This window comes from Erwinia sp. PME.40.26/001, assembly GCF_055556675.1.
The window spans coordinates 1-257 of sequence record NZ_JBVHNP010000280.1 but is presented as its reverse complement, the minus strand read 5'-3'; the positions used below and the strand labels follow the sequence as shown (position 1 = coordinate 257).

Annotated in this window: 1 protein-coding gene; it reads left to right on the top strand. The window is 69.3% G+C overall.

Annotated features, from left to right (window positions below; genetic code table 11):
* Positions 1–257, top strand: a 257-nt coding sequence (locus ACZ3HG_RS24185) for an LLM class flavin-dependent oxidoreductase (protein WP_465334984.1), incomplete at both ends; no start/stop codon positions are given.

The window sequence follows — 257 nt, the reverse complement described above, 5'->3', positions numbered from 1 at the left end:
CCGGTGACTCGATGCTGCAGGCGATCGACCTCGCCCAGGGCATGGACGACCTGGGCGTGAACGGCATCTCGTTCCGTGTCCACCACTTCGCGCGGCAGCAGGCCGCTCCGATGCCGCTGCTCGCGGCGATCGCGGCGCGCACGTCGCGCATCGAGGTGGGCACCGGCGTCATCGACATGCGGTACGAGAACCCGCTGATGCTCGCCGAGGAGGCGGCATCCGTGGATCTGATCAGCGCGAATCGACTCGCGCTCGGC